This is a genomic window from Pseudonocardia zijingensis, from assembly GCF_042657305.1.
GTDB lineage: Bacteria > Actinomycetota > Actinomycetes > Mycobacteriales > Pseudonocardiaceae > Pseudonocardia > Pseudonocardia zijingensis.
Genome location: NZ_JBHSKO010000008.1, coordinates 162,611 through 189,450 on the forward strand (window position 1 = coordinate 162,611; position 26,840 = coordinate 189,450).

Annotated in this window: 23 protein-coding genes; 2 read left to right on the forward strand and 21 right to left on the reverse strand. The window is 74.0% G+C overall.

The window, feature by feature from the left end; translation table 11 throughout:
* Position 1: 1 nt before the first annotated feature.
* From ACFPL3_RS18450 to ACFPL3_RS18495, 10 genes are all read right to left on the reverse strand, one after another.
* Positions 2-1,234: a branched-chain amino acid ABC transporter substrate-binding protein gene (locus tag ACFPL3_RS18450; RefSeq protein WP_343938806.1), complete on the reverse strand. Its 1,233-nt coding sequence runs from the start codon at positions 1,232-1,234 to the stop codon at positions 2-4.
* Positions 1,235-1,372: 138 nt separating this feature from the next.
* Positions 1,373-2,059, reverse strand: a complete 687-nt coding sequence (locus ACFPL3_RS18455; RefSeq protein ID WP_343938804.1) for a response regulator transcription factor — start codon at positions 2,057-2,059, stop codon at positions 1,373-1,375.
* Positions 2,059-3,168 (reverse strand): sensor histidine kinase, encoded by a 1,110-nt coding sequence (locus tag ACFPL3_RS18460; RefSeq protein ID WP_343938802.1) that lies wholly within the window; start codon positions 3,166-3,168, stop codon positions 2,059-2,061. The genes ACFPL3_RS18455 and ACFPL3_RS18460 overlap by 1 nt, the downstream gene beginning before the upstream one ends.
* Before the next feature lie 86 nt (positions 3,169-3,254).
* Positions 3,255-4,109 carry an alpha/beta fold hydrolase gene (locus ACFPL3_RS18465; protein WP_343938800.1) on the reverse strand — a complete coding sequence of 285 codons (855 nt, stop codon included), beginning with the start codon at positions 4,107-4,109 and terminating at the stop codon, positions 3,255-3,257.
* 18 nt (positions 4,110-4,127) lie between these two features.
* Positions 4,128-4,913 (reverse strand): ABC transporter ATP-binding protein, encoded by a 786-nt coding sequence (locus tag ACFPL3_RS18470; RefSeq protein ID WP_343938798.1) that lies wholly within the window; start codon positions 4,911-4,913, stop codon positions 4,128-4,130.
* Entirely contained in the window at positions 4,910-6,628 is a 1,719-nt protein-coding gene (locus ACFPL3_RS18475) for a dipeptide/oligopeptide/nickel ABC transporter permease/ATP-binding protein (protein ID WP_343938796.1), read from the reverse strand. Before ACFPL3_RS18475 ends, ACFPL3_RS18470 begins: the two co-directional genes overlap by 4 nt.
* Positions 6,629-6,630: 2 nt before the next feature.
* On the reverse strand, positions 6,631-7,602 hold the full coding sequence (locus ACFPL3_RS18480) for an ABC transporter permease (RefSeq protein ID WP_343938794.1): 972 nt from the start codon (positions 7,600-7,602) through the stop codon (positions 6,631-6,633).
* A 4-nt stretch (positions 7,603-7,606) separates the two neighbouring features.
* A complete protein-coding gene (locus ACFPL3_RS18485; RefSeq protein ID WP_343938792.1) occupies positions 7,607-9,196 on the reverse strand; it encodes an ABC transporter substrate-binding protein in 1,590 nt (529 codons plus the stop codon).
* Complete coding sequence (locus tag ACFPL3_RS18490) at positions 9,193-10,794, reverse strand: hydantoinase/oxoprolinase family protein (RefSeq protein ID WP_343938790.1); 1,602 nt, start codon at positions 10,792-10,794, stop codon at positions 9,193-9,195. The genes ACFPL3_RS18485 and ACFPL3_RS18490 overlap by 4 nt, the downstream gene beginning before the upstream one ends.
* Positions 10,791-11,867 carry a DUF917 domain-containing protein gene (locus ACFPL3_RS18495; RefSeq protein ID WP_343938788.1) on the reverse strand — a complete coding sequence of 359 codons (1,077 nt, stop codon included), beginning with the start codon at positions 11,865-11,867 and terminating at the stop codon, positions 10,791-10,793. The genes ACFPL3_RS18490 and ACFPL3_RS18495 overlap by 4 nt, the downstream gene beginning before the upstream one ends.
* Before the next feature lie 73 nt (positions 11,868-11,940).
* Here ACFPL3_RS18495 and ACFPL3_RS18500 point away from each other — a divergent pair, with 73 nt between their 5' ends.
* On the forward strand, positions 11,941-13,452 hold the full coding sequence (locus ACFPL3_RS18500) for a PucR family transcriptional regulator (protein WP_343938786.1): 1,512 nt from the start codon (positions 11,941-11,943) through the stop codon (positions 13,450-13,452).
* A gap of 210 nt (positions 13,453-13,662) precedes the next feature.
* On the opposite strand, the gene ACFPL3_RS18505 is transcribed toward ACFPL3_RS18500, so the two are convergent.
* On the reverse strand, positions 13,663-13,827 hold the full coding sequence (locus tag ACFPL3_RS18505; RefSeq protein ID WP_343938784.1) for a hypothetical protein: 165 nt from the start codon (positions 13,825-13,827) through the stop codon (positions 13,663-13,665).
* Positions 13,828-13,977: 150 nt separating this feature from the next.
* Here ACFPL3_RS18505 and ACFPL3_RS18510 point away from each other — a divergent pair, with 150 nt between their 5' ends.
* On the forward strand, positions 13,978-16,023 hold the full coding sequence (locus tag ACFPL3_RS18510) for an HNH endonuclease signature motif containing protein (RefSeq protein ID WP_343938782.1): 2,046 nt from the start codon (positions 13,978-13,980) through the stop codon (positions 16,021-16,023).
* A gap of 47 nt (positions 16,024-16,070) precedes the next feature.
* Here the strand turns inward: ACFPL3_RS18510 and ACFPL3_RS18515 are convergent, their stop codons facing one another.
* The 10 genes from ACFPL3_RS18515 to ACFPL3_RS18560 form a co-directional block, all read right to left on the reverse strand.
* On the reverse strand, positions 16,071-16,751 hold the full coding sequence (locus ACFPL3_RS18515) for a LysR substrate-binding domain-containing protein (RefSeq protein WP_379589401.1): 681 nt from the start codon (positions 16,749-16,751) through the stop codon (positions 16,071-16,073).
* 137 nt (positions 16,752-16,888) lie between these two features.
* The gene (locus ACFPL3_RS18520) at positions 16,889-17,251 is read right to left on the reverse strand and encodes a cupin domain-containing protein (RefSeq protein WP_343938778.1); all 363 of its coding nucleotides are present in this window, start codon (positions 17,249-17,251) and stop codon (positions 16,889-16,891) included.
* Position 17,252: 1 nt separating this feature from the next.
* Positions 17,253-18,719 carry an amidohydrolase gene (locus tag ACFPL3_RS18525; RefSeq protein ID WP_343938776.1) on the reverse strand — a complete coding sequence of 489 codons (1,467 nt, stop codon included), beginning with the start codon at positions 18,717-18,719 and terminating at the stop codon, positions 17,253-17,255.
* 5 nt (positions 18,720-18,724) lie between these two features.
* Entirely contained in the window at positions 18,725-19,843 is a 1,119-nt protein-coding gene (gene solA / locus ACFPL3_RS18530; RefSeq protein ID WP_343938774.1) for an N-methyl-L-tryptophan oxidase, read from the reverse strand.
* Between the two features lie 8 nt (positions 19,844-19,851).
* Entirely contained in the window at positions 19,852-20,589 is a 738-nt protein-coding gene (locus tag ACFPL3_RS18535) for an IclR family transcriptional regulator (protein WP_343938772.1), read from the reverse strand.
* Positions 20,586-21,686 carry a CaiB/BaiF CoA transferase family protein gene (locus tag ACFPL3_RS18540; RefSeq protein WP_379589403.1) on the reverse strand — a complete coding sequence of 367 codons (1,101 nt, stop codon included), beginning with the start codon at positions 21,684-21,686 and terminating at the stop codon, positions 20,586-20,588. Before ACFPL3_RS18540 ends, ACFPL3_RS18535 begins: the two co-directional genes overlap by 4 nt.
* Before the next feature lie 49 nt (positions 21,687-21,735).
* Positions 21,736-22,503, reverse strand: a complete 768-nt coding sequence (locus ACFPL3_RS18545; protein ID WP_343938768.1) for an ABC transporter ATP-binding protein — start codon at positions 22,501-22,503, stop codon at positions 21,736-21,738.
* A complete protein-coding gene (locus ACFPL3_RS18550) occupies positions 22,500-24,161 on the reverse strand; it encodes a dipeptide/oligopeptide/nickel ABC transporter permease/ATP-binding protein (RefSeq protein ID WP_343938766.1) in 1,662 nt (553 codons plus the stop codon). Before ACFPL3_RS18550 ends, ACFPL3_RS18545 begins: the two co-directional genes overlap by 4 nt.
* Entirely contained in the window at positions 24,154-25,119 is a 966-nt protein-coding gene (locus ACFPL3_RS18555; protein ID WP_343938764.1) for an ABC transporter permease, read from the reverse strand. Before ACFPL3_RS18555 ends, ACFPL3_RS18550 begins: the two co-directional genes overlap by 8 nt.
* Complete coding sequence (locus ACFPL3_RS18560; protein ID WP_343938762.1) at positions 25,120-26,685, reverse strand: ABC transporter substrate-binding protein; 1,566 nt, start codon at positions 26,683-26,685, stop codon at positions 25,120-25,122. It lies immediately after the preceding gene.
* Positions 26,686-26,840: the final 155 nt, after the last annotated feature.

Below are 26,840 nucleotides of genomic sequence, written 5' to 3' on the forward strand. Positions count from 1 at the left end.
GTCAGCTCGCGGGCTCGAACACCCCGGTGTCCAGCGGGACGAACCCGTCCTCCTCGACCGTGGAGACCGTGAGGACCTTGTTCGTCGTGTCGCCGAACTCGTCGAACGCCACCTTCCCGCTCGCCCCGGAGTAGTCGGTGCGCTGCACGGCGTCGATGAGCCCGGCCCGGGCCGCGTCGTCGAGCTCGCCGTCCTCCACGACGCCCGCCAGCGCCTGGATGATCACGTTCGTCGCGTCGTACGTCATCGGCCCGTACGCGCTCGACGGCTCGGGGTAGCCGGCAGCGGCGTACGCGTCGACGAAGGCCCGCGCGCTCGGGAGCGACTCCACCGGGGCGCCGATGTTCGTCGCGAAGTCACCGGGGCGCCCGCCCAGCTCGATGTACTGCGGGTCGGCGATGCCGTCGCCGCCCATCAACGGGATGTCCAGGCCGGCCTCCGCGAGCTGCTTGGACAGCGGGCCCGCCGCGGGGTACTCCCCGCCGTAGTAGACCGCGTCCGGCCTGCTCGAGCGGATCGCGGCGATCGTCGACGAGAAGTCGGTGTCCTTCTCCCCCACCTTCTCCCGGGCGACGATGCGCGCCCCCAGGCGCTCCGCCTCGGTCACGAAGTTCTCGACCAGCCCGACGCCGTAGGTCTTGCCGTCGTCGATGACCGCGATCCGCTTCTTGCCCGCCTCCTGCACGAGGTACCGCGCACCGAACGGGCCCTGCACGAGGTCGTTCGCCGCCACCCGGAAGTACGTCGGGAACGGCCGCTTCGGGTCGGTGGCGGCCTGCTCGCCCCGGGTCAGCGCGGGCCCGGTGTTGCCCGGCGAGATCTGCACGATCGACCGCTGGGCCAGGATCGGCGCCGCCGCCTGCGCGGTGGACGAGTTGTACGTGCCCACCACGGCCGCCACCGCCGGGTCGGAGGCGAGCTTGGTGGCCGCCTGCGCCGCGATCTGCGGGAGGCTCTGGTCGTCCTCGGGCTGGAAGGCCAGCTGGTAGCCCGGCACGGTGCACTTCTCGTTGGCCTCGTCGACGGCCAGGTCGGCCGAGTTGCGCATCCCGAGGCCGATCGCCGACAGTCCCCCCGACATCGGCGCGATCATCCCGATCACCAGCGTGCCCTTGCTGGTGTCGCACGACGAACCCCCGGCGTCCCCCTCCGACCGGTTCGTCCCACACGCGGCGAGCAGCATCGCCCCCACCAGGACCACCCCGGTGGCAGCGACCCCTCTTGTCCGACTCATCGCAGTTGTGTCCCCTCGATCTGTCCGACCGGGCGTACGGCCCGATGCGGCGAGGACGCTAAAGGGGTGAACGGTGGCGGTCTCCCCACCCAGACGGGAACATCCACTACCCCGAACGAGGTAGGACTCGTGGAGCCGCTACCCCGAACGGGGGAGGCCGCGTCCGCGTGATGTGGGCAGGACCAGGCCGGTCTCGTACGCCACGACAACGGCCTGCGCGCGGCTCGTCAGGTGCAGCTTCGCCATCGTGTGCTTGACGTGCGTCTTCACGGTGGCCTCGCTGAGCACCAGACGTTGCGCGATCTGGGCGTTGGTGAGGCCGTTGGCCACGAGGCGCAGGATCTCCGTCTCGCGCGGGGTCAGCTCGCCGAGGTGGGCCTCGGCCGCGGCCGCGTTGCGGTGGTGCTGGGCGAACGCCTCGACCAGCCGGTAGGTGATCCGCGGCGAGATCAGGACGTCGCCCGCCGCGACCGTCTGCACGGCGGAGATGATCCGGTCCGGCGGCGTGTCCTTGAGCAGGAAGCCCGACGCGCCCTCGCCGAGCGCGGTGTACACGTACTCGTCGAGGTCGAACGTGGTGAGCACGATGATCCGCGGCGCGTCCCCCGGGGCCGCCAGGATGCGGCGCATCGCCGCGATCCCGTCGAGCACCGGCATCCGGATGTCCATGAGCACCACGTCCGGGCGGGTCTGCGCCGCGAGCGTCACGGCCTCGGCGCCGTCGGCCGCCTCGCCGACGACCTCCAGCCCGGGCGCCGCCCGGAACAGCGCGACGAGCCCGCCGCGCATCAGAGCCTGGTCGTCGACGACGAGTACGCGAATCATCAACCGTCCTCGGTGATCGGCAGGCGCAGGGTCACGCCGAACCCGCGTGGGTCCCGTGGCCCCGCGATGAGGACCCCGCCGTAGAGCTCGGCCCGCTCCCGCATGCCGCGGATGCCGTGCGACTGCGGTGACGGGGCCTTGGCGGGCGCCGGGGCGCCGTCGTCGTTGACGGAGAGGGTGAAGGTCTGGTCACCGTAGTCGAGCGTGATCCGCGCCGTCGCGGGGCCCGCGTGCTTGAGGATGTTGGTGAGCGACTCCTGCGCCACCCGGTACGCGCACAGGTCCGGCCCCGGCGGCAGGGGGCGGGCCCGCCCGGTCACCACGACCTCGACCGGGAGCCCGGCGTTGCGGGTGTGCTCCACCAGGCGGTCGAGGTCGGCCAGCCCCGGCTGCGGGTGGTAGCCCGACTCGGCGTGCAGGTCGTCGACCCGCAGCACGTCGAGCAGGCGGCGCATCTCGGCCAGCGCCTGGCGGCCGGCGTCCCCCGCCGCGCCGATCGCGACCTTGGCCGTCGCGGGGTCCGTGTCCAGCACGTACTGCGCCAGGCCGGCCTGCAACGACACCACCGACATGTGGTGGGTCACGATGTCGTGCAGCTCCCGCGCGATGCGCACCCGCTCGTCGGCCACGGCCCGCGCCGCCCGCGCGGCGATCAGCTGCGTGCGCAGCGCCCACCGCCGGGTGGCGTCGCCCAGCCCCCACGTGCCCAGCAGCACCAGCGTGGGCAGCACCAGCAGCGACCAGCTGACCACGCCCGCGGTTCCGAGGAAGACCGCCATCCCCGCCACCGAGGGCAGGAACGTGAGCAGGGCCGCGCGCGGGGACCGCACCATGGCCACGGTGAACATCCCGACGAGGATCCCGAACCCGCCCGCCGGGGCCTCCCCGTTGCTGTAGCCGAGCAGGCCGTACCCCGCCAGCGCCGCGCCCATGATCAACGTCGCGAGCACGGGGATGCTCCTGCGCGCGGCGATCGGCGCCGTCGCGAGCACCGCCACCAGGTACACGAGCCAGCCCTGCGCACCGGAGCGGGACGCGTTGTCCACGGCGAGCGCAGACAGCACCACGGCGAACAGGACGTCCGTGAGAACCGTCTGGTGGATGCGCACGGATGAACGTTAGGGCGCGATGATCACGGCCTCGCCGCCTGCCGGGGGTATCCCGGCCTACCCCGAGCGGGGTACTCCGTGCCCGGTCACCGCGCCGCGAGCTCCTCACCGCGCCGCGCGGTGCGCGCGATCCCCGCGACGACGTCGGGCCACAGCTCCCACGGGACCAGGTGCCCCATGTCCGGGTGGATCTGCAGCTCGGAGCCCGGGATCGCCTCGGCCGTGTCCACCGCCGCACGCCAGTGCAGCACGTCGTCGTCGCGGCCGTGCAGCACGAGCGCCGGCACGGTCACGCCGCGCAGCCGCTCCAGCCGTTCCGGCGCGCGGCGCAGCGCCGCCCACTGCCGCACGAACCCCTCGGGCGCGTAGCCGCGGTCGTAGGCCTCGCCCGCCGCCCACCGCATCCACTCCTCCTGCACGCGGTAGCGCTGCGGCCCGGCCGGCCGGAAGGCGTCCGCCGCGGCGGCCACCACCTCCTCGCGGGTGCGCCGCCGCGGCACCGTCATGAGCTCCGGCCGCTCGCCGTGCAGGACGTAGCCGCCCGCGCGCCCCGGGATCGTGGACAGCAGCCCGAGGCTGCGCACCCGCCCGGGGTGGTCGAGCGCCACCACCTGCGCGATCATCCCGCCCATCGAGTGACCCACGAGGTGGCCGGCAGCCACCCCGAGGTGGTCGAGCACCCGCACGACGTCGTCGCCCATGTCCGACAGCTCGTAGCCGCCGTCCAGGTCCTCGGGCCCGCCGAACCGCTGCGACCGGCCGGTGTCGCGGTTGTCCACCCGCACCACCCGGAGACCCGCGGCCACCAGCAGCGCCACGAAGCCGTCCGGCCAGGCGATCAGCTGCGCACCCCCACCCGGGACGAGCACGACGACGGGGTTGCCCGCGGCACCGGCCACGTCGTAGAAGATCTCGATCCCGTCGGCTCTCGCGTACGGCATGGGGTGGGTCCTCCTACGTCATCCCGCATCGGACGGCTCCAGGTCGAGTGCCTGCCCCAGCAGGGGCACCGAGCGCAGCAGCTCCCGCGTGTACTCGTCGGCGGGGTCGGCGAGCACCGTCCCGGTGGGCCCCTGCTCGACGATGCGCCCGGCGCGCATCACGCTCACCTCGTCGCTGACGTACCGCACCACGGCGAGGTTGTGCGAGATGAACAGCATCGTGAGCGCGAGCTCCTCCTTCAGCTCGCGCAGCAGGTTGAGCACCACCCCCTGCACCGACACGTCCAGCGCTGAGGTGATCTCGTCGGCGATCAGCACCGCCGGTTCGGCGGCGAGGGCCCGGGCGATCGTGATGCGCTGGCGCTGGCCACCGGAGAACGACGCGGGCAGCTCCCCCGCCCGGCCGGGGTCGACGTGCACCCGGTGGAACAGCCCGCGCACCCGCTCCTCGCGGTCGGCCCGGGAGAGCCGCTTCCCGGTGGCGAGCAACCCCTCGGCGACCGACGCCCCCACCGGCATCCGCGGGTCGAGCGCGGCCAAGGGGTCCTGGAACACCATCTGCACCCGGCGCCGGACCGGTGTGCGCCGGGTGAGGTCGGTGCCGTCGAGCGTGATCGTCCCGTCCGCCACGCGGGCCATGCCGACCGCCGCCCGCGCGAGCGTCGACTTGCCCGACCCCGACTCGCCGACGAGCCCGTGCGTGGTGCCGGACCGCACGGTGAGGTCGACGCCGTCCACGGCGAACCGCGCCGCCCGGCCGCGGCCGTAGGCCACCCGCACCCCGCGGAACGCCAGCTCGCTCACGCCTTCACCCCCTCGAGCAGCTCCTCGTCCGCCGCCTCCAACACCGGCAACGGCCGCGCCCGGTCGGTGGTGAGGTCCGGCACGCACGCGATCAGTCCCCGCGTGTACGGGTGGCGGGCCTCGTGGAGCCGGTCGGCGGCGAGCTCCTCGACCACCACACCACCGCGCATCACCACCACCCGGTCGCAGAACCCGCTGACCAGCGCGATGTCGTGCGAGATCAGCAGGATCGCGGCGCCGGTGGCGCGCTGCGCGTCGCGCAGCGCCCGCAGCACCTGGCGCTGCACCGTGACGTCGAGCGCGGTGGTCGGCTCGTCGGCGACGATCAGCCGCGGCGAGCCCATCAGGCCCATTGCGATCATCGCCCGCTGCCGCATGCCGCCGGAGAACTCGTGCGGCAGCTGGCGCACCCGCCGTTCCGGCTCGGGGATCCGCACCAGCCGCAGCTTCTCGACGGCGCGGCGGGCGGCGTCCTGGCGGGACGTGCCCGCGTGCGTCTCGCTCGCCTCGCGCAGCTGGAGCCCGACCGACAGCGCCGGGTTCAGCGAGCTCTGCGGGTCCTGGAAGATCATCGCCTGCTCGAGGCCCAGCGTGCGGCGCTCAGCGGGGCCCGGCGGGCGCGTCATGTCGATGCCGCTGAAGTGCAGGCGCTCGCTCGTGACCAGCGCGTCCGGCCCCAGCAACCCGGCGATCGCCATGGCGGTGACCGACTTGCCCGAGCCCGACTCCCCGACGATGCCCACCACCTCGCCGTCGCCGACGTGCAGGTCCACGCCGTGCACCCGCTCGACGAGCGAACCGTCCGCCGTGCGGAACGCGACGCGCAGCGCGGCGACGTCCACCACCGGGGCGTCCGCCGCGGCGGGCACCGGCTTCGGAGCCGTGGTCGCCCGCACCGCACGCACCGCCTGACCGCGGCCGCCGCGCTCGCTGAGCACCTCCCCCAGCAGCGCGAAGAGCACACCGGTGAGCACGATGGCGATGCCCGGGCCGATCGCGGCCATCGGGTCGAGGTAGATGCGCTGGGCACCCTCGTTGAGCAGGCGGCCCCAGTCGTACTCCGGCGCCTGCACGCCGAGGCCGAGGAACGACAGCGCCGCGAACGACAGCAGCGTGACCGACGCGTGGGTCGCCGTGTTCACCACGAGCGGCGGCACGATGTTCGGCAGCACGTGGCGCACGGCCGTGCGCAGCGGCGAGCTGCCGAGCATCCGGGCGACGTGCACGTACTCGGCGTTCGCCACCGAGGCCGCGAGCGTGTTCACGAGGCGGGCGAACACCGGCACGCCCGCGAAGCCGACCGCGAGCATCGCCCCGCTCGCCGTGGCCCCCCAGATCACCGAGAAGAACAGCGCGAGCAGCAGCCAGGGGAACGACAGCAGCAGGTCGATGAACGCAGCGGCCACCCGGCGCGCGGCAGCGGGCAGCACCGCCGCCAGCACCCCGAGCAGCACCCCGCCCGCCACCGAGATGCCGGTGGCGCCGAGGGTCAGCAGCACCGACAGCCGGGTGGCCACCACGACGCGCGCCAGCAGGTCGCGACCCAGGTCGTCGGTGCCGAACGGGTGTGCGAGGCTCGCGGGCTCCTGGCGCTCCGCGATGTTGCGCGCGGTGGCGGCCTCGCCGAAGAGCGCATCGCCGAACACGACGGCCAGCGCCACCACGAGCAGGCCGAGCAGCACGGCGATCCCCTGCGGGGTGAGCTTCCGCGCCATGGTCAGGCCTCCGCGATCGCGGACCGCGGGTCCAGCACGGCCAGCGCCAGGTCGATGAGCAGGTTGGCGGCGAGTACCAGGGCGGCGTAGACGAGCACGAGGCCCTGCACCAGCGGGTAGTCGCGCTCGGCGATCGAGGAGACGATCGTCGACCCGATGCCGGGGATCACGAACACCGTCTCGACGAGCACCGTGCCCGCCACCAGGCCGGTCAGCACCACCCCGCCCGCGGTGAGGCTCGCCGTGACGATGTTGGGCAGCGCGTGCCGCACGTACAGCAGCCGGGGCGGGAGCCGCTTGCTGCGCGCCGTGGTGACGTAGGGCGTGGCCAGCACCCGCAGCATCTCGACGTGCACGATGCGCGCGAGGTAGGCCAGCGGCCCCACCGCGAGCGCCACCACCGGCAGCACCGCGTTGGCCGGCCCACCCCACCCGGCCGGGGGCAGCGCCCCGAGGCCGACGCTGAACACGGCGATGAGCAGCACCGCGAGCAGGAAGTTCGGCACCGCGACGAGCACGCCCAGCAGTCCCGACACCGCGAGGTCGATGGTGCGGCGCCTGCCCCCGTACGCGGAGACGGCCGTGGCCACGCCGATCGGGAACGCGCCCACGGCGGCCACGACGAACGCCAGCACGGCGAGCAGCAGCGTGGTGGGCAGCCGCTCGGCGAGGACCGTGGCCACCGGCCGCTGCGAGGTGACCGACACCCCGAGGTCCCCGGTGACCAGCCCGCCGACGTAACGGGTGAACTGCTCGCCGAGCGGCAGGTCGAGGCCCAGCTGCACCCGCAGCGCCTCCACCGTCTCCGGCGGGGCCGTCGGCCCGAGCGCCGCCCGCACCGGGTCCCCGGGCACGAGCTGCACCAGGAAGAACGTCGCGACGAGCACCACGGCCAGGGAGACGACCGCGCGGGCGAGCCGCCGCAGCACGAACGCCGTGCGCGGCGAGCCCGGGTGCGGCGGCGCCACCGTCACGGCGTCAGCCCAGCATCCGGATCGAGGTCGGGGTGATCGCTCCCGGCATCTCGAACGTCGCGCGGCTCATGTAGGTGGGCGTCTCGGTCTCGGCCACCGGGAACACGTCGACGCGCTCGATCAGCTCCCGTTCCGCCTGCTGCCACAACCCGCAGGCCGCCTCGGCCGACGGCGCGGTGAACGCCTGCCGGGCGAGCGCCTCGTACTCCGGGTTCTCGACGGCCATGAAGTTGTAGCCGCCGTTCTCCGAGGTCTCGCCGAGGAAGAACAGGCTCAGCACCACCGGGCTGCCCGGGGTGATCTGGATGAACCCGGTGTCCCAGTTGTAGCTCTGGTAGAGGTCGCTGGACCAGCCCGCAGGGTCCTCCGCCACCAGCTCGGTGGTGATGCCGAGCGCGTTCCACTCCTGCTGCACCTCCTCGGCCGCCGCGGCGTGCGAGGGTGTGCCGCCGTCGTAGAGGAAGCGGATGGTGAGCGGCCGCCCGTCCCGCGACCGCTGCCCGTCGGGGCCGCGCACCCAGCCGGCCTCGTCCAGCAGCGCCCCGGCGGCGGCCACGTCGGTGGCGGGCAGCTGCCAGAGCGGGCCGCCCGCCACGCAGGTCAGCGGCGTCTTGTTGACCAGCGAGACCGATTCCTCCGGCTCGCCGTCGGTCACGAGCTCACCCACCGCGGCGCGGTCGAGGGCGAGGGTGAGCGCGCGGCGCACCCGCTCGTCGGAGGTCGGGCGATCGGGCCGCTCGTTGAACAACATCTCGCCGATCGGGTTGAGCACGCCCACGGACTCCAAGCCCGCGGCCTCGATCCGCTTCCGGTCGGCCCCGGCGATCGACGCGGCGTTCAGCTCGTCCGCGAGCAGGAGGTTGGCCGCCGTGGCCTCGTCGGTGACGACCCGGCCCACGATCTGGTCGGGCAGCCCCGGGGTGTCGCTGGTGACGCCCTGCGGCCCCCACGTGTAGCCGTCGCGCTTCGTGTACGTGTAGGACGAGCCGGGCATCGCCGCCGTGAGCGAGTAGAGCGCCGTGCCGTTGGTCGCGTCCGCCAGCGACTCCGGGTCGTCGAGCCCCGCCTGGCACACCATCTCGACGGCGCCGGTGCTCGCCAGCAGGAACGGGTTGGGCTCCGGGCTGGTGATCGTCAGGGTCGCGCCGTCGGCCGTGGCGGTCATGCCCGCGGTGATGTTCGACCCGTGCCAGAACGTGCCGTGCGCCGGATCGGCCTGGTAGGCGACGTTCGCCGCCGCGGTCTCCGCCGTGAACCGCGTGTCGTCGGCGCAGGTGATCCCCTGCTTCAGCGTGTACGTGATCGAGGTCGGCGTCTCCTGCCAGCTCTCGGCCAGCCAGGGCACGATCTCGCCGTCGGCGGTGATGTAGGCCAGCGACTCGTAGCCGTAGCGCACCAGCCCGCGCTGCACGAGCGAGACGCCGGTGAGCGGCGAGAGGCTGCCCGGGTCGTCGTTCAGCGCCACGGTGAACGTGCCGCCCGAGACGACCTCACCGGTGCTTCCGCCGCCCGCGCCCGAGCCGCACCCGGCGAGGGTGAGCGCGACGGCCGCGCCGGCGGCGACGAGGGCCGCGGCCCGGGGGTTCCTGGTCATCGTGTGCCCTCCGTGGCCGACAGCGCGGCCGGGTTCGTCCGGTCGATCCGCGCGAGGGGCCCGGCCGCCTTGACCGAGACCTTCACCGTCGGGCGGCTGCTGTAGGAGACCGGTGTCTCGAGCACGTCGACGACCTCCACGGCACGCGGGTCGGCCCCGGCCTGGATGGCGCGGTCGACGGCCTGCCTGCTCGCGGTCTCGACAGCCCCCGCCCGGTCGGCGACGTCGCACATCAGGTCGGCGCGCCCACCGGCCAGCGCGATCGCGGCACCCACGGCGTTGGCCACGTCGCCACGCGGCGGGCGCACCACCTCGCTCGCCCCGGGCACCGCGTCCGGCACCAGGAAGCCACCGCCCCCGACGACCACCAGCGGCAGCCCGACGCGGCCGAGCGACATCCGCTCCACGGCCGACTCGATGCGGTCGCGCGCGATCGCGAGCGCGCCCTCCAGCGCAGTGCGGGTGGCGCGGTCCAGCGGCGGTAGCTCGCGGCCCGCGACGGCGGACGCGCCCACCGCGGCCGCGTCCGTGAGCGTCGCGGTGGCGCCGCCGAACAGCAGCGCCTCCTCGGTGATCCGGTGGCCCACCGAGTCGGCCAGCGGCACCCCGCGCTCGAGGTCGACGATCGAGCCGCCGCCCACCCCGAGGCTCAGGAGGTCGGGCATGCGGAAGTTGGTGCGCACCCCGCCGATCTCGCGCGGCAGCGTGGACTCGCGGGGGAATCCCCCGGTCAGCACGCCGAGGTCGCTGGTGGTGCCGCCGACGTCCACGATGATCGCGTCGTCGGCGCCGGAGAGCCGGGCCGCGCCGCGGATCGAGTTGGCGGGCCCGGAGCCGATGCTCAGCACCGGGTAGCGGGCCGCGTAGTCCAGCGCCATGAGCGTGCCGTCGTTCTGCGCGAAGAACGTCGACGCGTCCAGCCCCTCCTCGTCGACCACGGTCACGAGCGCGCTCGTGACGTCCTTGGCCACCTGGTGGAGGGCGGCGTTCAGCACGGTGGCGTTCTCGCGCTCCAGCAGGCCGAGCGGGCCGATCTCGTGGCTGAGCGAGACCGGCACGTCGACCCCGACGTGGTCGTGCACGAGCGCGGCCACCTCGAGCTCCTGCTCCGGGAACGAGGGGCCGAAGATCCCGCACACCGCCACCGCGTCGAAGCGCCCGGCCAGCCCGTCGAGGAACCGGCGGACCGCGCCGGGGTCCAGCGGGGAGATCGGGTAACCGTCCACGAGGTGCCCGCCGCCCGCGAGCAGGCTGCCCGCGAGCACGGTCTCGCGCAGGTCGGAGGGCCAGCCCACCAGCGACGGGTGCTGGGACGACGCCGGGGCGCCGAGGCGCACCACGGCGATGCGGCCCAGGTCGCGGCGCCGCACGATCGCGTTCGTGGCGTGGGTGGTGCCGAGCATGACCCGCGAGACCTCGTCGCGGCGGTCGCCGACCGCGCGCATCACCGCGGCGAGCGCGGCGCGGATCCCGCCGGTGACGTCCGCCGTGGTCGGCTGCTTGGTCCACGCGACCACGCCGCCCCGCCCGTCCAGCACCACCGCGTCGGTGTTGGTGCCGCCCACGTCGACGCCGACCGACAGCTCCCGCGCCGTCATCGCGCGGCCCCCGCCGGCTCGCCGAAGGGCGTGTAGTCGAGGTCGTAGCCGAACGCCCGCGGACCCGTCAGCTCGATCCCGCGTTCCGTGCGCCAGAGCGGGTCGCACGCCCAGGCCAGCACGCTCACGCGCTGGCCGAACCGCAGCAGCTCGGTGGAGATGGCCTCCCCGGTCTCCGAGTCGACCACCGTGATGAGGTCCGGCACGCTCACGACGACCGCGCCGTCCTCGATGACCACCAGGTTCTCGTTCTGGATCTCCACGCGCACCAGGCGGCCGCGGTCGGCCCCGATGCCCTCCACCGTGGCCGAGCCACGGGTGAACCCGCCGTCGGTGATCCGCTCGATGTCGATCACCTTGCCCGCCACGAGGACCGCCGCCCCGAGCTCGGCGGCCACGTCGGCCACCGGGTCCGCCGAGGCGAGCAGCCGCCTGCCCACGTCGATCGCGCGGCTCACGGTGCGCTCGATGACCGCCCCCTTCACCTCGGCCAGGTGGTGCGCACCGAGCGCGATGCCGCCTGCGGCCACCGTGAACGCCCGGGCGTGCCGTTCCAGCCAGGCGAAGTCGAGCGTGCGCAGCACGGTGACGTTGCCGACCACGTCGCTCAGCACCGCGAACTCCCGCTGCTGCCCCACGACGTTCATCGCGACCATCGTCGCCTTCGGGAACGCCCGGCCCATCCCGTCCGCGTCGAGGACCGCCAGCCCGAGCGAGGCCGCCCAGCCCACCGGCGACACCCCGTTGCCGCCCCCGATCTCGGTGGCCATCACCACGGTCACCGGCCGGTCGATCAGCCGCTCCACCTCGCGCAACAACGTCGCGGCCTGCGTGCTGGCGCCGAGCATCTCGATGCCGACCGACGGGGCACCGATGCCCGACATCGCGATCACCGCGTCGTCCGGACCCAGCTCGTCGACCCCCACCAGCCGCACCGGCCCGTGGCGCTCGATGGCGGCCTCGGCCGCGACCCGCGCCGTGTGCACCGCGCCGCCCCCGCCCGTGCCGAAGATCGCCGCACCGGCCGCCAGCGCCGCGACGTCGTCGCGGGTGATGCGACGGGGAGTGCTCATGTGCAGAGCCTAGAAATCCACGTGATCGGCGACAATGTGCCGGCAACGCAGGAGATCCGGGCAGACTGTGCTGGTGGCACAACCCGGCACCACCCTCGACGGGATCATCGAGCAGGCCGCGCGGTTCGGCATCGCGGTGCTCGCCGGCGACCCGGCGGGCGTCGTCGTCGAGGGCGTCCAGGTGCTGGCCGCCCACGACCTCGAGGCGGCCGCCCGCAACCACCTCGTCATCGCCGCCCAGCCCGGTGGCGCGCCGCCGCTGCGCGCCTACCAGCTCGACATCGCGATCCGCCGCTGCATCGCCGCCGAGGTGGCCGGCGTGGTCCTCCCCTCCCCCGTCGCGCTCGCCGAGACCGCACGGGCGCTCGCCGACCGCGCCGGCCTCACCGTCCTCGCCGCCGACGGGCCGCCGTCGGAGCTCGCCGTCTTCGTCGACCGCTGCCTGCGCCGCGGCGCCGCCGAGGCGCTCGCGCGGGCGGAACAGGCGATCGAGACCGTCTGCGCCGTGGCTGACACGCACCCCTCCGACGTGCGCACGGCCCTCCTCGACGCCGCCGGCTCCGCGCTCGGCGTGCGCCTCTCACTGCAGGACGACCCGGGCGTGCGCTGGACCGACCCCGACGCCGTCTGCATCGGCGAGGTGCCGATCGGCCGGCTCGTCGCCGAGCGCCGCGACCCCGCCGCCGCGATCGCGCTCCCCGTGGTGGCGGCCGTGCTCTCCCGCGCATCCGCCCGCGAGTCGCAGGACCGCTTCGGCCCCGTCCGTTCCCGCGCCGACCTCGTCATCGAACTGCTCGTCGCCGAGTCGTCCCGCATCGACGCGCTCGCGATCGACGCCGCCCGCGCCGGCCTGCCCGTGCAGCTGTCGCACTCGGTGGCGTGGGTGAGCCCCCGCCACCACGACGACGGCGAGCGGCACCCCTCACCCGCCCAGCTCGCCGCCCTCGAACTACGGGCGCTGCAGCTCGTCGACGAACGCTCCGCCGCCCGGCGCGACGAGACCTGGCACGTCGTCGCGTTCCACGACGACCTCCTCATGATCGTGTCCGAGGAACCCGGCGCACCGGACCACCAGCGCAGGCTCCGCGAGGTCGTCGACCGCTTCGTCGAGCTCGGCACGGCGGCCATCGGCCCCGTCTGGGCCTTCACCGTGGGCCTCGGCACCCCCCAGAGCGGCGCCCCAGGCCTGCGCCAGTCCGCCACCGAGGCCCGCATCGCCGCCGAGTCCGCCGTCGCGGGCGGGCGCCTCGGCTCGGTGGTCGTCACGGACGTCACCGGGCTGCGCCGCGTGCTCCTGGACTTCTCCGCGTCCCCGCTCAGCCGCACCCTGCTCGACGACGTCCTCGCCCCGCTCGACGCGCTCGGCCCGGAGCGCTCCCTCGCCGCCGTGCGCACCCTGCTCGCCTACCTGAGCACCCGCAACTCCCTCGCCCGCGCCGCCACCGTGCTGAACCTGCACCCCAACGCCGTCAACTACCGCATCCGGCGCATCGAGCAGACCCTCGCCCTCGACCTCGACGACCCCGACACCCGCTTCGCCGTCGAACTCGCCTGCCGGCTGCGGCTGGTGACGGGGGCACGGTGACCCTGCTGCTCGCGTCCGGTGATCATGGGGGGTGCGGGCGCCGTCTCCCCGGGGCGGGCTCAACTGGACGCCGATGATCGGCCCGATTCCACCGATCAAGGCCCCTGGGCCGGCCCCGAGGCCGTGCGCACAGAAGCGGCGCCCCGCCCAGCAGCGCACCAGCGTGGTCGCCAAGACGCCCAGGTGCTGCTGACCTCGTGATCAGCACGATCAGCACACCACGGCGGCCACCAGGACCATGGCGTACGGCTCGGGCGGATCACACAGCCGGATTCGGTCGCCGAGGCTCGCCGAGCGGTCCGTGAGCTCCGGCGCGTTCAGCTGAACCTCGATGATCAGCAGGAATGGGACATGAGCTGCATCGGTGCAGCTCATGTCCCGATCTTGTCGATCAAGGCCACCGCGCCACCCCGGAGGCGTGCGCACGCGATCATGCGCTGACGCCGGTTGCGCTGTCCGGGTGAACCGCGGGGTGCCGGTCGGCGCAGACCCCGAATTGTCAGAGGTCGAACGTATGTTCGAACCATGGCCGGGGTGGCAGCACTCGCGGACCGGGCGGTGGAACTGCCGCCCGGTCCGGAGCTGGCCGCCCTCCTGGAGGAGCTGGCCGGTGCTGCGGTGCCGAACGCGCGGCGGGTCGAGGTGCTGCAGGCCCGCTCGCGGCAGCTGGCGCACGAGCAGGCCCTGCTGTTCGCCGAGCTGGTCGAGGTCGCCCACACCGTCGCCCTCGCCGAGGTGGACGGCAAGCGCGACGAAGCGGTGGCCCGGGCGACGGAGCGGTTCGAGTGGGCCGCCCACGAGATCGCCGCCGCGCTGACCTGGACCCCCACCGCCGCCGACCGAGAGCTCGAATTCGCCACCGCCCTCGTCGAACGCCTCCCCCTCGTGCAGCACGCCCTGCTGCACGGGCGCATCGACCGCGCCAAGGCGCGGATGTTCGCCGAATACCTGGACCCGGCCACCGGCGACCTCACCGAACACCAGGCCCGCCTGCTGTGCGAGCGGTTCGTACCGCAGGCGCCCGGCCTGACCACCAAACAGCTGGCCGACCGGTTGCTGCGGGCACTGCAGGCCATCGACCCGGACCTGCGGCGCCGCCGCTACGAACGCGCCGTGCAGGCCCGCGGGGTGGCGCTGTACCTGGACCCGCGCACCGGCACCGCCACCCTGACCGGCAATGGCCTGCCACCCGACGAGGCGGCCGCCGCGGCCGCCCGGCTGGACCGGCTGGTCGAAACCGCCAAGCGGGCCGGGCACCCCGGCACCCGCCCACAGATCTCCGCCGACCTCTACCTCGGCATGCTGGGCGGCACCTTCCACGGCCTGAACGAACAACAGATCATCGCCCGGCTGTTGGGCCTGCGACGGCCCGAGGACCACCACCGCCCCGAGCCTGCGACCGAGCCCGAGCCCGGCGAGGGCCCAGTCACCGAGGCCGCGGCTGCCGGGACCGACGGGACAGGTGCTGCCGCGTCTGGTGCCGCCGCGTCTGGTGCCGCCGCGTCTGGTGCCGCCGCGTCTGGTGCCGCCGCGGCCCCGATTGCCGAGCCGGAGACCGCCGGGTCCTCGACCGCCGAGCCCTGGGCCGCCCAGTCCGAGGCCGCGGCTTCGACCTCAGGCGCCGCTGCCGGCTCCGGTGCCGCTGCCGCTGGCGCCGCGACCTCTGATCCCGCCGCGACTGCGGCCCCGAGCGTCGACGGCGCGGAGACCGATCGGGGCGCCGTCCGGGAAGGCATCGAGATCCGGGTCGGCCTGGTGACCGCGGCCGGGCTCGACGAGCGGCCCGGCGAGATCCCCGGACTCGGCCCGATCGGCGCCGCCGTCGCCCGCGCCGCGGTCACCGCGCAGCACCGGGGCGCGGCGTGGCGGTTCGCCGTCGTCGACACCGCGGGCTACCTCCTGCTCGCCGGACCGCTGCGCCGCCGCCCCCACAGCACGAGCCGGGCACCCGCGGTCCGGGGCGGGGTGGTCGAGCTGCACCTCACCCTCGCCGAACTCCAGCGCCACAGCACCGACACCGATCCCCGCCTCGCCGGATGGGCCGGCGTGCTGGCCGAGATCACCGCCGCCTGGGCCGACCGCGACCGCCTCCGCCGGCTGCTGACCGCCCACCCACAGGCCCGGTTCGCCCGCGGCCAACTCGCCGACCACGTCCGCATCCGCGACCGCCACTGCATCGGCCCCGGATGCACCCGCCCCGCCCGCCGCTCCGACCTCGACCACACCCACGAACACAGCCGCGGCGGACGCACCCTCGCCGCCAACATCGGGCCCGCGTGCAAACGCCACCACCCCGACAAGGACCGCGGCTGGACACTCGACCAACCCGAACCCGGCCAGTTCGTCTGGACCAGCCCGCTCGGGCGCACCTACCGCACCCGCGGAGAACCCATCCGACCCGACCTCCCCGACCCCGACCCCGCACCCGAGGTCACCGAGGAGAGCGCCGCACAGCTCGACCGACGGCTGCGCCGCTGGGAACAACGGATCCTCGAACGCCCTGCCACCGGATCACCGCGGCCTCCGCCCGAGCCGGACCCTCCCCGCGACGAGGGAGCTCCGCCGTTCTGACCCACCCGGCCGCTCGGTCGGGTGGGGACGGCGGTCGGTCCGGCATGTCAGGCCGCCCCGCGCGCGAGGCTCCACAGCGCGGCGACGATCGGCCGGCGCAGGTCGGCGCGGCAGACGCACAGGCCGATCGTGAAGGGCGGCATCGGGTCCGTGGGCACCACGGCCAGCCGGTCCCGCACGACGCTCGTGTCGAGCACGAGCCGCGGCACGACGCCGGTGCCGTAGCCCAGCACGACGAGCGCGAGCAGCGCCTCGTGCCCGTCCGGCTCGGCGGCGATGTCCGGCGCGCGGGCCGGGTCGCGGCGGCGGGCCAGCGCGGCGGCCGCGTCGCCCGTCCGCAGGTCCATGCGCACGTCGGGGTGGGCGGCCTGGAACGGGGCGAGCAGGTCGGGCAGCAGCGTCTGGCAGGCGGTGACCGTCGCGAAGACGCTCAGCGAACCGGTCAGCCCGGCGGGCACGGGCCCGGCGGCGCGGTAGTCCTGCCACAGCTCCAGTGCCTGCCGGGCGTACCCCCGGAAGCGGTGGCCCTCGGCGGTGAGGGCGACGCCGCGCGGGCCGCGGTCGAACAGCCTGGTTCCCGCCGGCGCTTCGAGGCGCTGGATCGTCCGGGTGAGCGTCGACGGGCTCACGTGGCAGTCGGTGCTGGTCCGGCCGCAGTCGAGTGTGCGGCACAGGTGCAGGAACACCGCGGTGTTCCGCACCGAGACGATGGACGTGCCCGGCGGCACCGAGACGGTCCTGCGCGGTGGCAGGCACCTGTTCCCGCTCCTGCCGGAGGCGTTCGCGGGGGTCCGCCGACGCGCTCGCCGCGGGCGCGGCGCTCCGGGCGCCGGTGGCCATCTCGGTCGGCTGACGCCGGACCGGGCTATCCGGAGTCGTCCAGCGCCCGCAGCCCGACGATCGTGCTCCGCGCGCCGTCCGGGTTGGGCCCGTAGACGGCGAGCATCCGGGCGTGCCGCGGCGCCCGGTAGCGCCCGCGCGAGCCCGCCGGGACCTGCACGACCTGCCCGGCACCCACCTCGACGGTCTCGCCGTCGCACTCGACGACCAGGGTGCCTTCGAGGACGTAGTTGAACTCGTCGTGGGGGTGCTCGTCGATCCACTCCTGCGCGGTGAGCTCCCACTCCGTCATCACGATCCCCGCCCACCCGGCGTCGGACGGCGGGACGAGGACGCGGCTGCGGGTCGCGCTGCCGCTCGGGCGACCGGGGAAGACGACGGGTGGCATGTCAGAACCCCCTCCAGGTCCAGCGGCCGCCGACGAGCGTGCCTGCCACGGGCAGCTCGCGGAGCCGGTCCGGGGACGCGGTGTACGGGTCGTCGTCGAGGATCGCGAGGTCGGCGACGTCGCCCACCTCCACGCGGGTGCGTCCGCGCATGCTCGCGGCGAGCGCGACGTCGAGCGGCAGCCGCTGCTCGGGGTGCCAGGCGTCGCGGTCGTCGCGGCTGCGGGAGGTGGCCGCGGCGATCGCGACCCACGGGTCCAGCACCGCGACCGGCGCGTCCGACCCGAACCGGAGCGTCGCGCCCGCCTCGTGCAGGGAGGCGTAGGCGAAGGCGCGGCCGGTGCGGCCCGGCCAGTGCAGGTCGGCGACGTCGCGGTCGTCCATCGCGTGCTCGGGTTGCACGCTCGCGACGAGGCCGAGGGGTCCGAACCGGGCGAAGTCCTCGGCGCGCACGAGCTGGGCGTGCTCGATGACGCCGGGGATCCCCAGCTCCTCGAAGGTGTCGATGACCTCGGTGTTGGCGCGGTCGCCGATCGCGTGGATCGCCCCGCCGATGCCGTGGGCGCTCGCCTGCACGAGCAGCTCGCGCAGCTCGGACGGCGCCACGTTGGACACGCCGCACGGGTGCAGGGCGTGCGCCTCGGCCCCGGGGTACGGGTCCCAGCAGAAGGCGGTGCGCGTGTTCAGCGACCCGTCGACGACGACCTTGAGCCGGCCCATCGTGACCAGGCCCCGCGGTTCGACGGGGTCGCCGGTGCGCAGGCCGCGCGCGATCGCGTCGTCGAGCCGGTGGGGCCACACCGAGGCCTCCACCCGGAGGTTGTCCACGCCGGCGGCCACGCGTTCGGGCCACAGGGTGAGGTTGTCGGTGTTCTCGAACTCGACGATGCCGACGATGCCCCGCCGCGCCGCCGCCTGCGCCGCGTCCCGGTACGCCTCGACCGCCGGGAGGGAGCTCGCCGCCAGCTTCGGGCCGACGGCATACCAGTCGCCCTCGCGCAGCACCCCCGACTCGTCCGGCTTCGCGTCGAGCCGGGCGGCGGCGGCCGAGTTCAGCCACGCGCAATGCAGGTCGCCCGCCACCATGACCACGGGGGTCGAGCCCGTGGCCTCGTCGATGGCGCGCAGGGTCGGGGGCGCCGGCCACGTGCCGTCGCGGAAGCCGTAGCCGGTGACGATCGCGTCGGCGGGGTGGTCGCCGCGGGCGAGCACGGCGCGAACCCGGTCGAGGGCGTCCTCCACGCTCGTGGTGCCCGACAGGTCGAACCGCGAGCGCCGGATCGTCCACTGGGTGAAGTGCACGTGCTCGTCCCAGAGCCCGGGCGTCAGGATGCGCCCCTCGAGGTCCACGGCCTCCGCGCTCCCGCGCGGCCCGGTGCCCGCGGGCACGACGGCCGTGACCCGGCCCTCGTCGACGTACACGTCGACGGGCTCCCCGCCACCCAGGACGCGGCCGTTCCGCAGTTGCATCGCTGTCATCCCTTCCCCACCGCGAACTCCGAGATGTCGTCACCGGTGCCGCCGTCGACGGCGAGCTCGGCGAGGATCCGGCCGATCGCCGGGGTGAACTTGAACGCGTGGCCCGCGCCGAGGGCCACGATGACGTCCGGGTGCTCGTCGAGCGGCCCGATGACGAACCGGCGGTCGGGCGTGATCGCGTACTGGCAGGTGACGGTGCGCAGCGCAGGCCCGCTGCCGGGGATGGTCGCCCCCATGAACGCCGTGAGCTGGTCGAGCAGCTCCGCCGAGGGCACGAAGGTGCGTTCCTCGGGCGTCATCAGGTTGTCCGACCGGTCCCGCGCGGCTTTGATCGTCGGTTCGCCGTAGGTCGGGAACCCGTAGAAGCAGCAGGTGTCCTCCCAGATCCACACCGGGAAGCGGGTGCGGTCGAACGCGTCCGGGTCGGCCGGCCGGAAGTAGGTGACCTGCTCCTGCATCGTGATCAGCGGGACGGCGGCGCCGATCGGGTCGAGGAGGCGGTTGGTCCAGGCGTCGGCGGCGAGCACGACCTTCCGCGCGCGCACGTTCCCGTCCGCGGTGTGCACGACCACGCCGGACCCGCCCGGGCTCAGCCGCTCCACGGGCGTCCGGTCCCGCAGGACCGCACCGTGCGCGCGGGCCTGCATCTGCAGCGCGGCCACCGAGCGGGACGCGTGGACGATCCCGGAGTCCGGCGTGTGGACGGTCTCCACGCCGTCCGGCACGGCGAACTGCGGCCAGCGGGCGTTCACCTCCTCCGACCCGAGCAGCTCGTACGGGACGCCGACCTCGTCGAGGCTGGACGCGAAGTCGCCCGCGGCGTACGGGCCGTCGACCGGGCAGAGGACGAGCCCACCGGTGACCGTCACCAATCGCTCGCCCGACACGGCCTCGAAGTCGGCCCAGTCGCGGTAGGCCGACCGCGCGAGGCGCACGTAGGACGGCTTGCCGTACGAGGTGCGGATGATGCGCGAGGTGTCGTGCGAGGCGCCGCGCACGTGCCCGAGCTCGAACTGCTCGAACGCGATGACGTCGGCGCCCTTGCGGGCGAGGTGGTACGCGGCGGCGCTGCCCAGCGCGCCCAGGCCGACGACGGCCACGTCGCAGGTCTCCATGCTCCTCCTCATCGCCACGCGAGCGCGGACTCGACGTTGCCGCCGATCACCTCGGCGAGCGTCCGGTCGATCTCGTCGAGCCGCGGCAGCACGCGCTCGCTGGGTCCGCCGACGCTGACCCCTCCGATCCGCCTGCCGTCCACGTGGCAGGGGCGGGCGACCGCGGTGACCGAGGCGAGCGTCTCGCCCCGGTTGAACGCCCGGTCGTCGGCGCGCACGACGGCGACCGTCGCGAGGTCGGCCTCGACGTCGCCCGACCCGTGGGCCTGCAGGTACTTGCGCAGCCGCTCCTCGGGCCAGGTGGCCAGGAGCAGCTTGCCGATGCTCGTCGGCAGCAACGGGCGGCGCGTCCGCAGCTCGGGGACGTAGCGCACCGAGTGCCGCGACGGCGCGCTCGCGGTGTAGACGACGAACTCGCCGGCGAAGAGCCCCAGCGTGACGGTCTCCCCGGTGGCGTCGCGGATCGCCTCCAGCCGCGGGAGCAGCATCTCGGTGAGCCCCATCTCGCTGGGCCGCACCAGCTCGCCGAGCGTGTAGCCGATCGAGTATCGGCCGTCGGCCTCCACGAGGTACCCGACGGACACCAGCCCGCGGACGAGGACGTGCACCGACGAACGCGGGGCGCCGAGCCGCTCGGAGAGGTCGGCGAGCCGCAGCTCGCCGGGGTGCGCCGAGACCAGCTCGAGGATCCGCGCGGTGCGGGTGACGGTGCGGTGTTCGGACCGGCGGGGTTCGACGGTGCTCACCGCGCCTCCCCGGGCGCCGCCGGCTCGCTCGTGGTGCCGTCGCTGCCGGCCGGGGTGCGCGAGAACCGGATCGGGAACCGCGCGAAGCGCACCCGCCCGACGCCCGGCTGCTCGGCGGCGCGGAAGAAGCCGACGTCGGCGAGGTGCGGGTCGTCGAACAGGTCCTCCACCCCGTGCACGGGCATGGCCGGGATGCCCGCGGGCACGAAGTCGGCCATCCACTCCTGCGTGCTCCTCGTGCGCAGCACGTCGGCGAGGAACGCGTACAGCTCCTCGACGTTGTCGTTGCGGGCCGCCACCGAGCCGAACCGCGGGTCGGCCGCCAGGTCGGCCCGGTCGACGAGCGCGAAGAAGCGCCGCCACTGCTCGTCGGTGTAGACGGTGACACCGAGGAGGCCGTCGGCCGTGCGGTACGGACGCCGGTGCTCCGCAGCGGTGCGGGCGTACCCGGCGGGCCCGCGCGGCGGGTCGTAGACGTACCCGCCCTGCTGCTCGAACAGGGTGAACGCGGCCATGCACTCGAACATCGGCACCTCGACGGCCTGGCCGCGGCCGGACCGCTCGCGCTCGAACAGCGCGGCGAGCACGGCGGACAGGGCGAAGACACCGGTGGTCTTGTCGGCCACCGGGGTGCGCACGTAGCTCGGTTCCCCGCCGTTGGTCTGGGCCGCCGCGAGGCCGGACGCGGCCTGGACGACGTCGTCGTAGGCCGGCCGGTCGCGGTAGCGCCCCTCCTCCCCGTACCCGCGCACCGCGCAGTACACGAGGCCCGGGTTGCGGCTGCTCAGCTCGGCGTGGCCGATGCGCAGGGATGCCACGGACCGCGGGGTGCGGTTGTGCACGAAGACGTCGCAGCGCTCGACGAGCCGCAGGAACGCCGCGTAGTCGCCGTCGTCGCGCAGGTCGAGCCGTACGCTGCGCTTGCCGCGGTTGGCGTTCATGAACACCGGCCCGACGCCCCTGCCGGTGGGGTCGGCGATCCAGCGGACGAGGTCGCCCGCCGGGGGCTCGACCTTGATCACCTCGGCCCCCATCTGGGCCATCAGCTCCGTGGCGTAGGGAACCATGAACGTGGTCCCGAGCTCGACGACGCGCACCCCCGCCAGCGGACCACTGGGGTCGGTCCCGCCGGAGTCGGTCCCGGAATCAGTCAAGGTGGAACCCCTCCGAACCGGGCACGGACGCGAGCAGGGTGCGGGTGTAGTCGTGCTTCGGGTCGCGGTACACGTCGTCCACCCTGCCCTGTTCGACGATCGCACCCCGGTACATCACCACGACGTGCTCGCACAGCGCCTGGACGACCGCCAGGTTGTGCGAGATGAACAGCAGCGACGCCTCCATCGTGCGCTCCAGCGACCGCAGCAGCGCCACGATCTCGGCCTGCACCGAGACGTCCAGCGCCGAGGTGATCTCGTCGGCGATCACCAGCCGCGGCTGCACCACCAGTGCGCGGGCGATCGCGATCCGCTGGCGCTGGCCGCCGGAGAACTGGTGCGGGTACTTGCGCATCGCCCCGGCGTCGAGGCGGACCTGCTCGAGCGCGTGGACGATCGCCTCCTCGTGGTCGGCGGGCCGCGCCCGGACCGGGTCGAGCGCCTCGGCGAGCGTCTGCCCGACGGTGCGGCGCGGGCTCAGCGACGAGAACGGGTCCTGGGGGATGTACTGGACCTGCCGCCGCATGGCGGCGCGCCGCCGCCTGCTCACGGCGAACACGTCCTCGCCGTGGACGAGCACCTGGCCCTGGCGGGGCGTGTTGATGCCCACCACCGTCTTGCCGAGGGTGGACTTGCCCGACCCGGACTCGCCCACCAGGCCCACGGCGGTGTGGGCGGGCACGGTGACGTTCACGTCCCGCAGCACGGGGGTGCGGCCGAAGGACACGTGCAGGCCGCGGGTCTCGAGGGTGGCGGTCACGCGGACCCCTGCAGCGGGGCCACGTCCACCACGGGCACGGCCTCCATCAGCGCCTTCGTGTAGGGGTGGTGCACGTCGCGGCTCCGCAGCCGGTCCGGCGTGAGGCGCTCCACGATCTCTCCCTCCTTCATCACCAGGATCCGGTCGCACAGCGCCTCCACGACCCCGAGGTCGTGCGAGATGAACAGCATCGCGGTGCCCTGCTCCCGGTGGATCCTGCGGAACTGCCGCAGCACCTCGTGCTGCACGGTGACGTCGAGCGCCGTGGTGGGCTCATCGGCGACGATCAGCTTCGGCGTGGTCACCATCGTGGTGGCGATCATGCAGCGCTGCCGCATGCCGCCCGACAGCTTGTGCGGGTGCTGGCGCAGCCGCTGGGCCGGCTCGCTGATGTTCACCCGGGCCAGCGCCTCGGTGACGAGCTTGCGGGCGCGGCCGCTCCCCATCCCCAGGTGGCTGCGCAGCACCTCGGTGAGCTGCACGCCCATGCGCAACGACGGGTTGAAGGTGCTGCCCGGGTCCTGGTAGACCACCGCGATCTCGCGGCCGAGCCGGCCCGCGTCCGGCTGCCCCAGCATGTTCAGCTCGCCCACGCGCAGCACGTCGGCGTGCATCTCGAGCTCCTCGGACTGCAGGCCGGCCACCGACATCGCGGTGAGCGACTTGCCGGAACCGGACTCGCCGACCAGCGCCACCACCTCGCCGGGCTCGATCGTGAACGAGACGCCCCGCACGAGCTCGGGGCCGCCCGGCACGCCGACCCGCAGGTTTCCGACGCGCACCAGCGCGCCGTCGTCCGCGGGGACCGGCACCACCGCGGGGGCGGACGGGCGGCGCACGGCCGGCCGCACCCCACGCGGATTGGCCCGCGCCGCCAGCGCGTCGCCGAGCAGCATCACCGCCAGCCCGGTCAGCACGATCATGATCGAGGGGCCCACCACCGACGTCGGCTGTGTGTAGATCTGCGTGAGGCTCTCGTTGAGCAGCAGGCCGAAGTCGTAGCTCGGCGACTGGACGCCCAGGCCGATGAACGACAGCGCCGACAGCTCCACCATCGACAGGGCGAACACGGTGGTGGCGAGGATCAGCAGCGGTTCGGCCATGTTCGGCAGCGTGTGCCGCACGGCGATCGCCCAGGTGGGCACGCCGAGCAGGCGCGCGGTGGTCACGTAGTCGCTCGTGGAGATCTTGGCGGCGAGGTTCGCCGTGAGCCGCGCGAAGCTCGGGATGCCCGCCACGCCGATCGCGACCACGCTCGACACCACCCCCGGCCGCAGGATCGCCGCGATGACGAGCGCGAACACGAGGCTGGGGTAGGCCACCGCGGTCTCCAGCAGCCGCAGCGCCACCTTGCGGACCCGGGGCCCGGACAGCCAGATCCCCACGCCGACGACGATGCCGCCGACCACCGCGACGACGGTGGTGGCGGTGGTCATCAGCAGGGTGAGGCGGGTGGCCACCAGCGCGCGGGCGAGGTTGTCGCGCCCGAGGTTGTCGGTGCCCAGCAGGTGCTCGGGGCCGGGACCCTGCCCGGCGTCCCCGGACAGCTGCGCGGCCGGGCCGGCCAGCGCGATCGGAGCCACCACCGCCACGGCGACGAGCCCGAGGCCGAGCACCACCCCGCCGATCATGGACGCCGTCCACCGCCCGCTACCCATGGTCGTCCTCCATCGAGCGCGGGTCGATGACCGCCAGGATCACGTCGACCACGACGAGGATCAGGGTGGCCATCAGCCCGAGCACGAGGATCGTGCCCCGGATGACGGGGTAGTCGCGGCTCAGGATCGCCTCGACGATGCCCTGCCCGAGCCCGGGGAAGGCGAACACCGTCTCGATGACCACCGCCCCGCCCAGCTGGGCGGCCAGGATGAGCCCGGACAGCGTGAGCGTGGTGGTGATGACGTTCGGCAGGACGTAGCGGCCGAAGAGCCGCAGCCGCCCGATCCGCCACCCCCTCGCGGTGCGGATGTAGTCCTGGTCGAGCACCACCGCGGTCTCGCGCCGCACCACCCGCGACACCACGCAGGTGGGCAGGAGCATCAGCGCCAGCGTGGGCAGCACCAGCGAGGACACGGTCTCGGCCCCGGCCGCCGGGAACCACCCCAGCCCCACCGCGAACACCACGACGAGCATGGTGGCCATCACGTACTGCGGCACCGCGTAGACCAGGCTCGTCACCACGTTGAACAGGTGGTCGAGCCATGGCCTGCGCCCGCCGTGGGTGAGGAACGCGACGAACATGCCCGCCGGCACGGAGATCACGAGCACCAGCGTGATCGCGAACAACGCCAGCTCCGCCGTGAACGGCAGCCGGGCGAGGATCACCGTCGCGACGTCCTGCCCGCTCGCGAACGACGTCCCGAGATCGAGGGTCAGCAGCCCGCCGACGTAGTCCAGGAACTGGACGTGCAGGGGCTGGTCCAGGCCCAGCTCCTGGCGGATCCGGGCGATCTCCGCGCCGTCGGCCTCCAGCCCGGCCACCGCGACGGCCGGATCGCCCGGGATCAGCGGGACGATCACGAACGTCACGGCCACCAGCACGGCGAACGACAGCAGCAGGCCGCCCAGGCGTTGCAGCCCGAACCGCACCCAGGGCCGCTCACGCACCGACGTCATCTAGCTCTTGTCCTCGACGATGCGCATGGTGCTGATGTCGATCTGGTTGTTGTAGGCGTTGATCGAGAAGCCGGGACGCGCGATCGACTGCTCCGGGCTGTAGGACAGCGGCATCACGTGGGCGCCGCCGATCAGCGTCTCCTGGATCTGCTGGTACACCCCGCACCGCGCCTGCTCGTCGGGCCGGCGCATGGCCTCGTCCACCAGCGCGAGCACGTCCTCGCGCCGCAGCCCCGACCAGTTCGCCCCGCCGTCCTCGGTGGGCGGCCCGATGATCGGCGAGAGCGCGCCGTACATCGTGCCGCCCGCGTTGATCGCGGGGAACACGGTGACGTCCCACGCGCCCGGTTCCGTCGCACCGGTGGTCGACCAGGTGGCGACGTCGACGTTGTTCAGCTCCACCTGCGCCCCGGCCGCGCGCAGCGCCTCGGCGACGTAGCTGTTCGCGGCGCCCTGCGGCCCGATCACGTCCATCCCGAGCACCTTGATCGGCGCGGACAGCCCGCTCAGCACGCCCGTCGCGGCCGCGACGTCCTGCGGGACGAGGACGGACGGGTCGGTGTTGGCGCACGGCACCGCGGCGTGGCTGAACGTCACCGCCAGCTCGCCGAGGCCGCCGGAGGCCGCGCTGTTGAGCGCCTCCCGGCTCAGCGCCTGCGCCGCCGCCCGCCGCGGCGCCTCGTCGGCGAAGACGCTGCCCGGGCGCTCGTTGAACAGCAGGTACAGGGCCAGGTAGGGCAGCCGGTGCGTCGTGTACCCCTCCTGGCCGTCGAAGCGGGTCATGTCCTCGGTGTTGATGTCGGCGATGTCCATCCCGCCGGTGAGCAGCGCGTTCGCCCGTGCGGAGTCGTTGCCCACCACGTCCACCTGCACCGTCTGCCCGGGCTCGCCGGTCACGGGCGGGTCGTACTCCGGCCACGCCGTGAAGCCCTCGCGCAGTGCGAACGTGTACGACACCCCGTGCGAGCTCGCGCTCAGCACGTACGGCCCGGAGAACGCAGCCTCGACGGAGCCGGTGCGCAGGCCCTCCTGGTCGGCCAGGCCGGCCGGGCACACGATGCCGCTCGCCTCGAGGCTCAGCCCCTGCATCAGGTCCAGCCACGGCTGGGCGAGCTCGACGGTCACCGTGCCCGCCGCGTCGTCCGCGGAGATCGTGGGCCGGCCCGGGCCGAACACGATCTCCCGGAAGACCGAGACCTCGGCCGTCGCCATCGCGTCGAGGGAGTCCTTCACCACCCCCGGGGTGATCGGCGTGCCGTCCGCGCAGGTCGCGCCCTCGCGGAGGGTGAGCTGCGCCGTGGTGGGCGTCGTCTCCCACGAGGTCGCCAGCGCGGGCACGATCGTGTTGTCCGTGCCGCGACGCACCAGGGTGTTGAACAGCAGGCGACTGATCATGTAGTCGTCGCGGTTCTGCACCTCCCACGGCGTGAACGTCGTCGGGGCGGCGTTGATCGCGGTCCGGATGGTGCTCGTGCCCTCGCCGCCCCCGCCCGCGCCGCCGGTGGTGCACGCGGAGAGCCCCACGGCCGCCACGGCCGCGAGGGCCAGCACCCGGTTCGTCGTCATCCGGAGCGTTCGGGTCGTTCCTCGGTCGCGCTGCGGCACGGTCGCCTCCCTGGTGTCCATATATATGGACGCAGCTCCATGATTGCGAACACAGTAGGAAAGGCCGACGATCGCGTCAACGCCCGTCCACACCCGGACCACCGCACAGGAGGCGC

Coding starts and splice junctions, on each gene's coding strand:
- ACFPL3_RS18450 (WP_343938806.1), bottom strand. CDS start 1,234: ATGAGTCGGACAAGAGGGGTCGCTGCCACCGGGGTGGTCCTGGTGGGG.
- ACFPL3_RS18455 (WP_343938804.1), bottom strand. CDS start 2,059: ATGATTCGCGTACTCGTCGTCGACGACCAGGCTCTGATGCGCGGCGGG.
- ACFPL3_RS18465 (WP_343938800.1), bottom strand. CDS start 4,109: ATGCCGTACGCGAGAGCCGACGGGATCGAGATCTTCTACGACGTGGCC.
- ACFPL3_RS18475 (WP_343938796.1), bottom strand. CDS start 6,628: ATGGCGCGGAAGCTCACCCCGCAGGGGATCGCCGTGCTGCTCGGCCTG.
- ACFPL3_RS18485 (WP_343938792.1), bottom strand. CDS start 9,196: ATGACCAGGAACCCCCGGGCCGCGGCCCTCGTCGCCGCCGGCGCGGCC.
- ACFPL3_RS18490 (WP_343938790.1), bottom strand. CDS start 10,794: ATGACGGCGCGGGAGCTGTCGGTCGGCGTCGACGTGGGCGGCACCAAC.
- ACFPL3_RS18495 (WP_343938788.1), bottom strand. CDS start 11,867: ATGAGCACTCCCCGTCGCATCACCCGCGACGACGTCGCGGCGCTGGCG.
- ACFPL3_RS18505 (WP_343938784.1), bottom strand. CDS start 13,827: ATGAGCTGCACCGATGCAGCTCATGTCCCATTCCTGCTGATCATCGAG.
- ACFPL3_RS18510 (WP_343938782.1), top strand. CDS start 13,978: ATGGCCGGGGTGGCAGCACTCGCGGACCGGGCGGTGGAACTGCCGCCC.
- ACFPL3_RS18520 (WP_343938778.1), bottom strand. CDS start 17,251: ATGCCACCCGTCGTCTTCCCCGGTCGCCCGAGCGGCAGCGCGACCCGC.
- ACFPL3_RS18525 (WP_343938776.1), bottom strand. CDS start 18,719: ATGCAACTGCGGAACGGCCGCGTCCTGGGTGGCGGGGAGCCCGTCGAC.
- solA (WP_343938774.1), bottom strand. CDS start 19,843: ATGGAGACCTGCGACGTGGCCGTCGTCGGCCTGGGCGCGCTGGGCAGC.
- ACFPL3_RS18550 (WP_343938766.1), bottom strand. CDS start 24,161: ATGGGTAGCGGGCGGTGGACGGCGTCCATGATCGGCGGGGTGGTGCTC.
- ACFPL3_RS18555 (WP_343938764.1), bottom strand. CDS start 25,119: ATGACGTCGGTGCGTGAGCGGCCCTGGGTGCGGTTCGGGCTGCAACGC.
- ACFPL3_RS18560 (WP_343938762.1), bottom strand. CDS start 26,685: ATGACGACGAACCGGGTGCTGGCCCTCGCGGCCGTGGCGGCCGTGGGG.